Consider the following 12,267-nt stretch of genomic DNA (forward strand, 5'->3'; position numbering starts at 1 on the left):
TTAAGCCTTTACTACTCTTTGCCTAACGACCCATTCTGTAGCACCAAGCACGCCCATCAAAATATAAGCAATGAACCCGTTGTAGAGCATCCAAGTTTCGTCAGAGGCGTACAGGGCGGTGAAACAGGCAATTGAACCATTGAAGATAAAGAAGACACTCCAAACCATAGTGACTTTTCGTGTGTAGATTTTCGCTTCAACGGGAAGGTCAGGCTCTTTTAAACGTGCGAATTTTTCAACAATGCTGGTAGGTGTTAGCAAGCTACCAGCAAACAAGATAAAGAAACTAAAATTCATCATAACGGGATAGAATTTTAAGCCAAACTGATAACCTGAAAACGTCAAAATACAAACTAAAATGACGAGGGTTATAACAATGATAGTACGCTGTTCAGCTTGCTCCGACACATACCAACGCAAGGCAAGTATAGAAATCAAAAGCGGGATTAACCATTTAGCATCAATATTCTGTAAACCGAAATAGACAATAAAGGGGTAGCCCACACTTAACAGTAAGACCAACAGCGTTAAAAATTTCTTCATTAGTTACTTAGCGACTAACTCATCAACCTGTACAACGATATCGTTTACGGTTCTTACTGATTTAAACTCTTCAGGCTTAATTTTAATACCAGTCATTTTGCGTAATTCAACCACGAGATCGACAGCGTCAATACTGTCAATATCAAGGTCTTCATAAAGGTTCGATTCTGGTGTGACCTTCGCTGGGTCAATCTCAAATAATTCTTCAAAAAGTGAGACAACTTTTTGAAAAGTATCTTCTTGTTTATTCATAATAGTGGCTTATTGTTATATTGATTTATGGTTTTTTACTAAGTCTGCCAACGCATTAATGCTGGCAAAATGAGCGCGTGTCTCGTCGGAATTAGAATCAAGTTTGATCCCATACCGCTTCTGCAACGCTAGCCCTATTTCTAATGCGTCAATAGAATCTAAGCCAAGACCATCAACAAACAATGGATCTGCATCGTCAATTTCTGTTGCATCTATGTCTTCAAGGTCAAGACACTCAATAATCATTAATTTTAGTTCATTCTGTAACGCTGTCATTAACTCCGACCTCAGTATTAAAATACTTAGTTAAATAATCAGTCAGCAATCTTGCATTTTTTGTGCTATTTGATGATTGAAAGGTATTCACTTCAATTACCGGGTTTGCCGATATAGTAAAGTGCATTGGACTTGCAGGGATGTGATGCCACTTACCTTGTTTGGTGAGCGATATAGGCTCACAGCTTATTATGACTGGTGTGATATCAACCCCGGTTCTAAGCGCAATATTTGCAGCACCGCGCTTTAATTGATGGCATTTCCCAGGAACACTTCTTGTACCTTCCGGAAACACAATCATAATTTGGTCTTTATTAAATACATCATTAGCGGCAACCAGAACGTCACTGGCGGCACCGTTATTGATGGTGTAACCCGCCGCTTTTATCGCGCCACGCATAAATGGGTTTCGCAATAAGGCACCTTTCACCACACAATTTGCATTAGGAATAAGTGCGATTAAAAACACTACATCAAGCAAGGTGGGGTGATTGGCTAACACTAATTTTGCATCTCGCAGTGCTTTCTCGCCATGGATTTCATAGGTTAGCACGCCCATCACTCGCATTAATTCAATAAAGCACTTAAATGCAAGGTGAATAAACTTTTGCCCACGAGCCTCACGCTGTAATTTTGTACCCGGTAATAGATATAAGATGGGTACAACAATAAGCGGAATGGTCATACCGCCCACACCAAAGATGAAAAAACTAAAGGCGGTGGCAAACCAACGCCACGCAAAGGCAATTTTAGCTAACATGTTGAGTTGTCTTTTCTAGTGTCCATGATGAGCCGTTAGATTGGCATGTATAGGTGTTACTTCTACCTAACAGGAACGCTAGAAATTGGTGTAACTCATTCTCAGAGCTTGTGTCTACGTTTACAGTTTGGCTTTCGGGTGATTGGTAACTCAGCGATATTTCCTCACCATTAGTCCGGCTCAACACCATCGCAATGGCGTAAGGAAATTCATTTCCCTGTGTATAAGGTTGATACACCGAAGGAAGAGGGGTGTCGTAAATAACGCATAGTACTTTTTCAGCACATTGTAGCTGTCCAACCGACTCAAATATTGCACTGGCAATAGTGCCTTCCATTGCGGCAATTGCCGTAATTTCAGAGGTATTCTTAGTGGCAATAGAATACAAGCCACTTACCGCATTATGAACAGCCAAACTAAACCCTGTAGGCGACATATCTTCTTGTCTACCTATAGATTCTAATAAGGATAAAGTGAGAGTGGTGTCGCCATGCTGTGAAGCAAAAATGCAGGGGATATTAGGCTCTTCTATCGCCAATTGGCTTATTGCGCCCATTGCGCATTTTCCTAATACATTAAAGCGTCTTCTTAGCATCATAGGTACATGCTTTAAGCTAACGTTTAACGGTTGTTCGGAAATTTCACTAGGTTCAGTTAGCCACGTAGACCAATCTTCTTTTTGGTTTAGTGAGGGTGCTAGTGCTGTCCATGCTTCTAACATAAAACTCGCCAATGAAAACTCCGTATCCTTTCAATTTAATGAAATTGTAATTTTTACACGTACTTTACTTTACTGACCTATTGTTGGCAATGTAATGAAGGAAGTTTGTTACCCTGAAATGGTTGACGAAGAAATCCTTTCTAATTAATCTCTTGGCGGTAAATGGCGATAATTACAGTGATAGTAAAGGCGTAACCCACGCAGACTCATAGGGAGAAAAGGGCAGTATGAAGGCAATAAAAATAATAGTTGGTTTGTCATTAATACTAATGGCATCAAACACTTTTGCACGTGACACTAAATACATGTATTCAATTGAAGATGCATTAGCATCGGCCAATTTTCAGGATAGATTAGATCCCAACATTCCATTGTTTTTCGGTGAACAAACCCATGGTGAAGTAGAAAAACGCTTAGGAAGCTACCCAACAAATAAAAAAACCAATGCCTTTAATAAAACTGATGAAGAAGCGTGCGAGTGGGTATTGTTGTCTGCATTGCTAACATTACAAGAGCGCGCAGTGAAAGAAGGTGGCAATGCGGTTATTAATATCGCTAGCTATTATAAAAAGAATACCGTGGTTAGCGACACTGAATATGAGTGCCACGCGGGTGCTTTTGTTGCAGGCGTTGCTTTAATGGGCGAAGTAGTAAAGCTTGCAGATTAACCACAACAACTATGTTGATTTTCAACTTTGGGAAACCAAAGTTGAAAATGATGCACAGCATGTTGAAGTAGCGCTTAGTGCCTTATTATCTAAGGTTGAGCATCAAAAGCTTAATACGATTGGGCACGAAAACAAACGACGAGAATATGTATACAGTCGTGCCTTAATTCGCCACGCGCTAAGTCAAATTTACGATTTACCCACTAAGTTTTGGGTAATACGAGAAGTACCTAATTCCTCTCCTATGGTAGAAAACTTACCATCATCCCTAAAATTTAGTTTGTCACACAGCAATAAGTTAATCACGTTTGCCACTTCTTTGTTTCCAGTCGGCGTAGACGTAGAAAAAATAAAGCACAGAGCTAACATGCAAAAACTGGCTAAGCTTTTTATGACTGAAAAAGAATATAGCGGTTTTGAGTCGATGCAGACTAAAAATAGGCTTTCTTACTTTTACCAAACATGGAGCGAAAAAGAAGCGTACTTCAAAGCACTAGACGCAGAAACCCAGCAGGTATTTAAATACGATGAGTTCGATACGCTAGAAACAGGAAAAAATCAGAAGGGTTGGCGTTTTATTAATAAAAGCGATACAGAATTTTCTCGAGTTATTGCTTTAAATACCCCAAATTAGCCATATTGTTGTATCGAGTTAATGAATTTGCCCCCATTAGTCCGCTTGTTATCGATACTTTAGGTAATTATGGGTGCCTACTATGTTTACCCAACCGAATATCTGACTGTGAAAAGTTAAAATTTAAACCGCCTTGCTGTTATGTTATAATGTATCATATTTAAGATTGGTAGTGATGTTAGTGCAAATTGATATCTGGTTCGAATAGCGATCTGTGTTAATTCGTTTTTAGTGTTTTCACGCAACTTCAATCATGATTAAAGAATTTATAAAAAGGTAGATTCATGAATAAGCCCTATTTAGCGGTCTCTTCACTTCTTTTTTTTAGCTTAGGTCTTACTGTGAATGCCCAACAGCACGTGCATGGTCAAGGTGAGCTATTAATCGTGCAAGAGGGAAGCGAACTCAATGTACAACTTGTACTTCCTGCCGCGGATGCTCTTGGTTTTGAGCACGAACCAGAAACTAGCGAGCAACATAAAATTCATGATCAGCTTGCTGAAAGGTTTGAAACAAACACGGATGTGATTGATGTAGAAGGGCAATGTGAATTAGTTGGAGTGGAACATACGCTAGAAGCGCATGACGAACATGCCAGCGACTACGGACGCCATGAAGAACATGACAAAGACCACGAAGATGATGACCATGATAGTGAGCTTGCTTCGCATGAAAAGCATGGCGATCATGATGAACATGAAGAAGAAAATCACCAAAATATCGAAGTAGAGTATCAGTTTCATTGCGATGAAGCTGTATCACGCATTTCTGTGTCGCTATTTGAATCAATGCCTTCGTTAAGTTCAATTCAAGCACAGTGGGTAACCGAGAATGGGCAAGGTCTTACTGAGTTGTCTGCCAGTCGCCCTTCTGTAAGTTGGTAGGTAAAAAATAAGGAAACATACTGAATGAACCTTCAAAAAATAAGCGATAAAGCTGCCATAGCACTGTCTATGTTATGTGTAGTGCATTGCTTATTATTGCCTGTTTTACTCCTTCTACTTCCTGCGCTAGCGGGCGCGTTAGCCTTTGACGATGCGTTATTTCATAAAACGCTGCTTTTCTTTGTGGTACCTATCAGCGTTGTCGCGCTAATGATGGGTTATTTTTATCATCGAAATCACACTATGCTACTAATCGGCGGAGTAGGGCTATCCTTACTTATTCTTGCTGTAGTGTTAGGGCACGATATATTGGGCGAATACGGAGAAGTAGTATTGACCGTAATAGGGTCAAGCTTTATAGCATTTAGCCACATTCGCAATCTTAGACTGCGTCGACAAACTGAAAGTGACTCTGATTATCCTCACATTATTACGCATAAATAGTCGCATAAATAGTGGCATGCAGGATGTTCTCGTATGAAAGGTAAGCCTGAAAAACTAAGCGCTATCCCTACCAATATCATCAGTGGATTTTTAGGTGTGGGTAAAACAAGCGCCATTCTATCTTTGCTAGAGGCTAAACCCGAGAATGAACGGTGGGCGGTTTTAGTTAATGAGTTTGGTGAAATTGGTATTGATGGTGGCTTTTTTAAAGGCGTGCACACCGAGAATAGCGGGGTGTTCGTACGCGAAGTGCCGGGTGGCTGCATGTGCTGCTCATCAGGCTTATCGATGCAAATTGCCCTTAACCAATTACTGGCCAAGTCTCGACCACACCGTTTGCTAATAGAGCCTACGGGGCTTGGGCACCCTAGAGAAGTTTTAGAGGTGTTATCTGCCGAGCATTACGAGGAAGTGCTCAATATTCAAAAGAATATCACCTTGGTAGATGCCAGAAAGCTTACTGATATTCGCTATACCCTTCATGAAACATTCAATCAGCAAATTGATGTTGCGGATATCGTAGTAGGAAATAAAGTAGATTTATATGATGTTAATTCAAAACAGTTGCTCGTTGATTATGTGAGTAACCGTCGCAACCCCATGCCTGATATTGTTTTTGCGCAGCATGGGAAGCTAGCGCCAGCGTTGTTAGAAGGTGCGTCTGATGTAGTTAAAGCGATGAAACAACCTGTAACCCACCATGCTCATGCAAATGCTCATGAAAATACTCATGCAACCGATGATAGTGAGCATCACGTTCATACTGGAGGCGAGCATCACGTTCATCATAGCCATTTCCATGATGATAGTCATAAGCGCAATCAAGCGAGCAATATTAACGATATGCCTATACCGCAATCAGGCTTTGTTAAAATTGAAAATAGAGGTGAAGGCTTTCAAAGTATGGGTTGGCGTTTTTCACCCTACGTTGTGTTCAACCGAAGTGCGCTGCGGGAATGGCTTAGTAAGTTGCAGTGCGAAAGGCTGAAAGCGATTATGATCACTAATGACGGCATTTTTAGCTACAACATTGTTGATGATGCAATATCTGAAAAAGAATTGGATGACTGCTTAGAAAGCCGTATAGAAGTGATTATTAACGAACCTAGTCCTTCTGAGACCGGTGTAGAAATTAGTAATCAGTGGGAGCAAGGGCTAGTTGCCTGTCAGCTAGATGCTAACGAAATTACCTAGCAATATTAACTTACGAAAACAGCTAGCAGGCTTACTTAGCTTTTAAGCCTTATTTCTTAACATAACCCATTTGCAAATAGGTTAGCTGTCTCTGTTAGCAATTGAGTCCCTTCAAGCGCTGTTTAAAAAGTCTAATCAGATACATCTAAACACCTAGTGAGCTCGAAAATCGTCGGGCTGACCATGGTAGGCGACTATATTAGTTACCTTTAGCTGATACGCCGAAGTACCAAGAGGGTCTTCAAACATTCCTTGTTCCAAAATGCCGGTTAACGTAAAGGCATCGGCCAAATTATGATAGGCAAACCCGTCTGGTAGTTGCACGAAAATAATTTGATTCGGTGGTGGCGGGGGAAAATGAATACACGCCCCAAAGTAGGGAACAACGAAAAAGCTCTGTAATGTGCGATCGTCATTCACTTCTATTGGTACAATAAACCCTGATATTGAAATCGCCTTGCCCAACACCCCTTTCACTATGTTCGTTGAATGAAGTGCTGATTTGTAATCTTCATCGGAGCTGGCTTGTATAGATAACAACAGCTGATCGGTGAGTGCTTGTACGGTGCCGGTTTGTACTTGAGAAAGCTCGCTAGGGGTATTATTTGATTGATACTTACTTAAGTAAGTCTCTTCTTTTTCTGGCAATAAATCTCTCCAGCCCAAATGGGTAACCTCTGTTTGGTTAAACGTTGCCTGCAGTTCAGAATTTTCGGTGTGGTAAAGCGCGGGGCTGTCAGCAAGCAAGTGTTTTATGTCGGGCCAATACAGTTGAAATAGTCTACCAAAGAGGCTGCCAGCCAATAAAAAAAGTAAAAGCACTAATACGGTTTTAACTGGTCTATTCACCAACGTGCGCTTCTCTCATTTTCTTAATAGCCGGTTCCTTAGTGTGTGGCTTCTTAGTTGCCTGCTCTTTGCTAACTATTTCCTTGCTAGCTAGTTTGCATACTACTCTACTCACGCTATTACTCAATTTTGCTTATGCCGAGCGCAGTTCAATTTTTTGATTCATTGAAAATGGCTGGCCATCGTTAATACCGTTAATTCGTATAGAAATATGTGATGCGCCTGGGCGAGTAACGGTAAACATTAAGTTATAAACGCCAGAGTCTTGTTCTAGCAACACAGCGCTGTCGCCTACAATTTCAACGCCATCGCTACCTACAAAGCTAACGTTCACATCGCGATAGCGAAGGGGTATTACGTAAGATATTTTCGCTGTGGCCGTTTCATCTAAAGTGACATCCACTTGCTTTGCATGTTTAACAGAAAGCGATTTAAATGCCGATGCCTGATAATGTTGCTGAGCGAGGGGATGCAACCGATTAAAGCCGAAGCCAAAACTGCCTCCGCCATGCAGGTCGCAGGCTTGGGCAGCAGCAACAAGGCTGAAAAAGGCCAGTGCTGTTATCAATGATTTATTAAGTAGTGTCATCATTTATCCCTCGTAAGGTTGCACATTGACATGCTCTAGGCGGTAAGCCGCGGTGCCCATCGCATTTTCAGTGGTATCGATAGCTAATGTACCTTCAAACCAAAAGGGATCGTATAAGCTCTCCAGTTCAATACCTTTTTCTACGCTAACGTAAATAATTTGATTTGGCGGTGGAGGAGGCATGTGAATGCATGCGCCAAAATAGGGAACAATAAAGAATTCTGTTACTTGCTGTGATTCGTCGTTTTCCAGCGGAACAATAAAGCCCGGAATGCGAATAGGCTTGTTCTCAAAGGTTTTTACAACTTGCATAGATGTTAGCGCTTGTTGAAAGCGGTTTGTGGCTTCGTTATCAAACTCTTGATTTCCAAAGGCTTCTACCGAATCTTCTTGAGAGCCATCTTCAATGCCAGCCAAATAATCAGGCGGGTTTAACAGTGCGGCTAAATCTTCAGCAGGCATTAGTTGAGTCCACTCAACCTCTTGATAGTTGGGTGCTTCGATCTCTTCTGCATATGTTGTAGGATAAAAAAGAATGCCTGCTATCGCGATAAAAAAACAAAGGCGGGCGCGTGCGAAGAATTTCATCATTTCATTTAGCCAAGTATTAGTATATCAGTTAGTATAAAACGTTATAACATAACCCTTTTGGGTTGTACATTTGAAGCTTAAGTCGGCCGGCCTTGAAATCAGGTTAACCTTCGCATAAATGAACATTCAGAAAACTCGGGGTGTTAATTCATTCAGAGGTCACTACATCAATAATGTAGAGCTCAGCAGGAGATTATTCACATTGTCAGAAGTAGCAGAGCATGCTCACCCAAATAACGCAGAGAATGACGCAAATCCCAACCAAGATGCTGCCATTGAACTTAGTCACGTTAGTTATCGCTATAACGGTGAAAACAGTAGTGGGGTCGATATACCTGAGTGGAAGGTAAATTACGCTGATCGTGTGTTCTTACATGGTCACTCAGGCTCTGGTAAAACCACCTTACTCAATTTGTTAGCGGGTGTGTTAACACCAAAAAGTGGCACATTATCTTTATTAGGTAAGCCGTTCTCAGCCTTGTCAGCACGGCAAAAAGATAAATTTCGCGCCCAGCATATTGGCGTGGTATTTCAGCAATTTAATTTAATTCCTTATCTAAGCGTGCTGAAAAATATTGAACTGGCCACGTATTTTGCCAAAGCAGGTAAAACTAATGTTAGCGATGCGGCCTCGAAGCTTTTGCTTGGACTTAACTTGCCCGCGAGTATTTTGCAGCAACCTGCTCATTCTCTTAGTGTGGGCCAACAGCAACGGGTGGCCATTGCCCGTGCGCTAATTAACAAGCCAGAAATATTACTTGTTGATGAACCTACCTCTGCCTTGGATGCTGCAGCTAGAGACGCCTTTATGACCATTCTTATCGACATGTGCAAGCAGCACAAAATCACGCTGATATTTGTAAGCCACGATATGTATTTGAAAAAGTTTTTTGAAACCAGTGTAGAGATGTGTTCTCTAAAACAATCTTCGCTAAAACAGCCAGCGGAGACCAAGTAATGTTAGTGTCGTTAGCGTGGAGCAGTTTAGGAAGCCGAAAAAAGTCGGTGGTGTTAACGTTTCTCTCGTTGCTTATCAGCATTAGTGTGTTGCTAAGTGTTGAGCACATTCGCCAGCAGGCGAAAGAAAGTTTTAACCGTACTATTTCCGATGTCGATCTTATCGTGGGTGCGCCAAGTGGCCAGCTCAATCTCTTATTGTACTCAGTGTTTAGGATGGGGAGCCCCACCAGCAACATCAAATATGAAAGCTATGAAGCACTGCAAGAAAGCAAATTAGTGGAATGGGCGATTCCTATCTCTTTGGGCGACTCTCATCGCGGCTTTCGAGTTATGGGCACGAACGGTAACTATTTTCAGCATTTCAAATTTGGTAACAAACAAGCGCTCAGTTTCCAAAACGGTCAAGCCTTTGCCAGTTTATTTGAAGCCGTGATAGGTGCCGATGTGGCCAAAGAACTTGGTTATCAAGTGGGAGACCACGTGGTGATTTCTCATGGTATTGGTAACACCAGTTTTACTAATCATGACAACACCCCTTTCACTATTACTGGCATACTTTCAGCAACCGGCACACCGGTTGATAAAACCGTGCACGTAAGTTTAAACGCGATTGAAGCTATTCATTTATCGGCCTCAAAACAAAACCAACTGCTTGATGATGCCAATTCAGTCAATACCACACCTGAGAGTGTAACGGCGGTCATGCTGGGGCTAACCTCAAAATTTGCGACCTTCAAGCTTCAGCGAGATATTAATAACTACAAAACAGATAGGCTTATGGCCATACTTCCTGGTGTAGCGCTGACTGAGCTTTGGCAAATGATGGGTACGGTAGAAAATCTACTGAGGGTGATCAGTATCTTAGTGCTTATCTCCTCGTTGTTTGGTTTATCGACGATGTTGTTAGCGTCCATGCAGCAACGCAAAAACGAAATTGCCGTACTGCGGGTGTTAGGTGCAGGTCCTGGGGTTATTTTTACCTTAGTGTTAGTAGAAGCGCTCATTTTGGTGTTGTTAGCCATAGTCTCTGCGATTGGTCTGCTTAGCATTACGTTGACCTTATCGAGCGATTGGCTTGCTGCCCAATATGGTCTATTTTTAAGCCCTAACTTGCTTACGTTAGAAACGCTGAAAGTGGTAAGTGTTATTACAATAGCGGCTATTGTTACCTCGGCAATTCCTGCATTTGAAGCGTATAAAAATGCATTGCACAGCTCGTTGTCTGCAGTCTAACTAAGACTGTAGGCAGTGAGCATTTAAAGATAATTGGCTAAACGCTAGACAATAAGTAATCGATTTATAAAAGGTAAATAAAGCAGCACCAAGGGAAATACTGATATCGTGGTTCGCGCTGCCCTTATTGCTGTTAGAGGCGGCTGGGGCTAACATTGAATGGTTTTTACATTCGCTCATTTGAATGAGCTTGCAAGGAGCAACCCATGTCAAAAATGTTAAGTTTACTGCTGTTAGTCTGTACATCTAGTCTTTCTGCACAAACCTTCGATACCGCCAAGTTAGACAAGTATTTAGCGGCGCTAGACGAAAATGAAAAAGCCATGTTTAGTTTGGCCGTGGTTGAAAATGGAAAGCCTGTCTACCAATATTCAATTGGCTTTTCAGATGTAGAAACCAAGCAAAAAACCAATAAAGATACACAGTATCGTATAGGCTCAATCACTAAAGTGTTTACTGCAGTGATAATTTTTCAGCTTATCGAGGAAGGTAAGCTTACTTTAGATACTCAATTATCGACCTTTTATCCAAAGGTGAAAAATGCTGATGAAATCACTATTTCTATGTTACTTAGTCATAGAAGCGGTATTCATAATTTCACCAATAAACCCGAATATTTGCAGTATATGTCTTCGCCTAAAACTAAAGATGACATGATAAGTATTGTCGAGGCACTAGAAAGCGACTTTACACCAAACAGCCAAGCGCAATATTCAAATAGCGGTTACCTTTTGTTAGGTTTCATCATAGAAGACATCACGAAAAGCACCTACGCGCAGCAACTTGAATCTCGTATCGTCACGCCGCTAAAGCTCAGTCACACGGTTTATGGTTCAAAAATTGATATTAAACACAATCAAGCTAACTCTTATGTTCATAATGTTGCTGGGTGGTCAGCTGCCTCTCAAACTGACATGAGTATTCCCCATGGTGCCGGTGCGATTATTTCAACACCTACCGAAGTAGCCACTTTTCTTGCCGCACTATTTTCCGATAAGCTCGTTTCTGCTGAATCCTTACGTAAAATGAAAGAGATAAATCAAGGTTTAGGCCGCGGTTTATTTCAATTTCCTTTCTACGATAAAAAGGCATATGGGCACAATGGAACCATTGATGGCTTTAATTCAGTCGTCGCCTATTTTGCTGACGACAACGTTGCATTTGGCCTCACCTCAAACGGTCTAAACTATTCATTGAACGACATTAACATAGCGGTTTTGAGTATTTACTACGGACTTGATTATAAAATACCTGACTTCTCAAGTTCGCCGGTAGAACTGACCAAAGAAGACTTGGCGAAATACGAAGGTGTGTTTGCCTCTAAAGCGTTACCCTTGAAAATCACATTAAAAGTGAAGAATGGTAATTTGACCGCGCAAGCTACGGGTCAAAGTGCATTAGATCTTACTGCTTATTCGAATCTAGAGTTTCGATTCGCCCCCGCTGGTATCGTTATGATATTTGACGGTGATAGCGATGAAAGTAGAGATAATCAAAAGAATAGCGGCAATGTTGATTATGCAACGTTCGAGTTGCAACAAGGTGGTGGTAACTACAAATTTACCCGAGAGTAGCGCCCGATATCGCGTATCTAGGGTGAACCATGGCAAAGCCTTTCGGCGTATATTGAGTTTGCGATACACTGCAAAAAACGTTTACGAGGTTAGCC

General features: G+C 41.4%; 16 protein-coding genes. 8 read left to right on the forward strand and 8 right to left on the reverse strand.

Annotated elements, in window-relative coordinates; genetic code table 11:
* The 5 genes from Q4561_RS07865 to Q4561_RS07885 are packed head-to-tail and all read right to left on the reverse strand — an operon-like array spanning position 1 to position 2,564.
* Positions 1 to 543 (reverse strand): hypothetical protein, encoded by a 543-nt coding sequence (locus tag Q4561_RS07865; RefSeq protein ID WP_303458919.1) that lies wholly within the window; start codon positions 541 to 543, stop codon positions 1 to 3.
* Positions 544 to 546: 3 nt separating this feature from the next.
* Positions 547 to 795 carry an acyl carrier protein gene (locus Q4561_RS07870; protein ID WP_303458921.1) on the reverse strand — a complete coding sequence of 83 codons (249 nt, stop codon included), beginning with the start codon at positions 793 to 795 and terminating at the stop codon, positions 547 to 549.
* A 15-nt stretch (positions 796 to 810) separates the two neighbouring features.
* Positions 811 to 1,071, reverse strand: coding sequence for a phosphopantetheine-binding protein (locus Q4561_RS07875; protein ID WP_303458924.1), 261 nt, complete (start codon positions 1,069 to 1,071; stop codon positions 811 to 813).
* Positions 1,052 to 1,831, reverse strand: coding sequence for a 1-acyl-sn-glycerol-3-phosphate acyltransferase (locus Q4561_RS07880; protein WP_303458926.1), 780 nt, complete (start codon positions 1,829 to 1,831; stop codon positions 1,052 to 1,054). Before Q4561_RS07880 ends, Q4561_RS07875 begins: the two co-directional genes overlap by 20 nt.
* Positions 1,821 to 2,564: a beta-ketoacyl synthase chain length factor gene (locus Q4561_RS07885; protein WP_303458928.1), complete on the reverse strand. Its 744-nt coding sequence runs from the start codon at positions 2,562 to 2,564 to the stop codon at positions 1,821 to 1,823. Before Q4561_RS07885 ends, Q4561_RS07880 begins: the two co-directional genes overlap by 11 nt.
* Positions 2,565 to 2,779: 215 nt before the next feature.
* On the opposite strand from Q4561_RS07885, the gene Q4561_RS07890 reads away from it, so the two are divergent.
* The 5 genes from Q4561_RS07890 (at position 2,780) to Q4561_RS07910 (ending at position 6,376) form a co-directional block, all read left to right on the forward strand.
* Positions 2,780 to 3,220: an excinuclease ATPase subunit gene (locus Q4561_RS07890; RefSeq protein ID WP_303458929.1), complete on the forward strand. Its 441-nt coding sequence runs from the start codon at positions 2,780 to 2,782 to the stop codon at positions 3,218 to 3,220.
* Positions 3,210 to 3,854: a 4'-phosphopantetheinyl transferase superfamily protein gene (locus Q4561_RS07895; RefSeq protein WP_303458931.1), complete on the forward strand. Its 645-nt coding sequence runs from the start codon at positions 3,210 to 3,212 to the stop codon at positions 3,852 to 3,854. Before Q4561_RS07890 ends, Q4561_RS07895 begins: the two co-directional genes overlap by 11 nt.
* Positions 3,855 to 4,138: 284 nt before the next feature.
* Positions 4,139 to 4,738, forward strand: a complete 600-nt coding sequence (locus tag Q4561_RS07900) for a DUF2796 domain-containing protein (protein WP_303458934.1) — start codon at positions 4,139 to 4,141, stop codon at positions 4,736 to 4,738.
* A 24-nt stretch (positions 4,739 to 4,762) separates the two neighbouring features.
* Positions 4,763 to 5,182, forward strand: a complete 420-nt coding sequence (locus tag Q4561_RS07905; protein WP_303458937.1) for a MerC domain-containing protein — start codon at positions 4,763 to 4,765, stop codon at positions 5,180 to 5,182.
* A gap of 33 nt (positions 5,183 to 5,215) precedes the next feature.
* Positions 5,216 to 6,376, forward strand: a complete 1,161-nt coding sequence (locus tag Q4561_RS07910) for a GTP-binding protein (protein WP_303458939.1) — start codon at positions 5,216 to 5,218, stop codon at positions 6,374 to 6,376.
* A 153-nt stretch (positions 6,377 to 6,529) separates the two neighbouring features.
* Here Q4561_RS07910 and Q4561_RS07915 read toward each other — a convergent pair whose 3' ends face one another.
* The 3 genes from Q4561_RS07915 to Q4561_RS07925 all read right to left on the reverse strand — a co-directional run bounded on the left by Q4561_RS07915 (position 6,530) and on the right by Q4561_RS07925 (position 8,405).
* Positions 6,530 to 7,225 (reverse strand): DUF3299 domain-containing protein, encoded by a 696-nt coding sequence (locus Q4561_RS07915; protein WP_303458940.1) that lies wholly within the window; start codon positions 7,223 to 7,225, stop codon positions 6,530 to 6,532.
* A gap of 133 nt (positions 7,226 to 7,358) precedes the next feature.
* Positions 7,359 to 7,817, reverse strand: coding sequence for a hypothetical protein (locus Q4561_RS07920; RefSeq protein WP_303458942.1), 459 nt, complete (start codon positions 7,815 to 7,817; stop codon positions 7,359 to 7,361).
* Complete coding sequence (locus Q4561_RS07925) at positions 7,818 to 8,405, reverse strand: DUF3299 domain-containing protein (RefSeq protein WP_303458945.1); 588 nt, start codon at positions 8,403 to 8,405, stop codon at positions 7,818 to 7,820. It abuts the gene before it with no gap.
* Between the two features lie 274 nt (positions 8,406 to 8,679).
* On the opposite strand from Q4561_RS07925, the gene Q4561_RS07930 reads away from it, so the two are divergent.
* From Q4561_RS07930 to Q4561_RS07940, 3 genes are all read left to right on the forward strand, one after another.
* The gene (locus tag Q4561_RS07930; RefSeq protein ID WP_303459021.1) at positions 8,680 to 9,363 is read left to right on the forward strand and encodes an ABC transporter ATP-binding protein; all 684 of its coding nucleotides are present in this window, start codon (positions 8,680 to 8,682) and stop codon (positions 9,361 to 9,363) included.
* Entirely contained in the window at positions 9,363 to 10,598 is a 1,236-nt protein-coding gene (locus Q4561_RS07935) for an ABC transporter permease (protein ID WP_303458947.1), read from the forward strand. The genes Q4561_RS07930 and Q4561_RS07935 overlap by 1 nt, the downstream gene beginning before the upstream one ends.
* Positions 10,599 to 10,804: 206 nt before the next feature.
* Entirely contained in the window at positions 10,805 to 12,172 is a 1,368-nt protein-coding gene (locus Q4561_RS07940) for a serine hydrolase (RefSeq protein WP_303458949.1), read from the forward strand.
* Positions 12,173 to 12,267: the final 95 nt, after the last annotated feature.

Source organism: Alteromonas sp. 1_MG-2023, assembly GCF_030547075.1.
Lineage (GTDB): Bacteria > Pseudomonadota > Gammaproteobacteria > Enterobacterales > Alteromonadaceae > Alteromonas.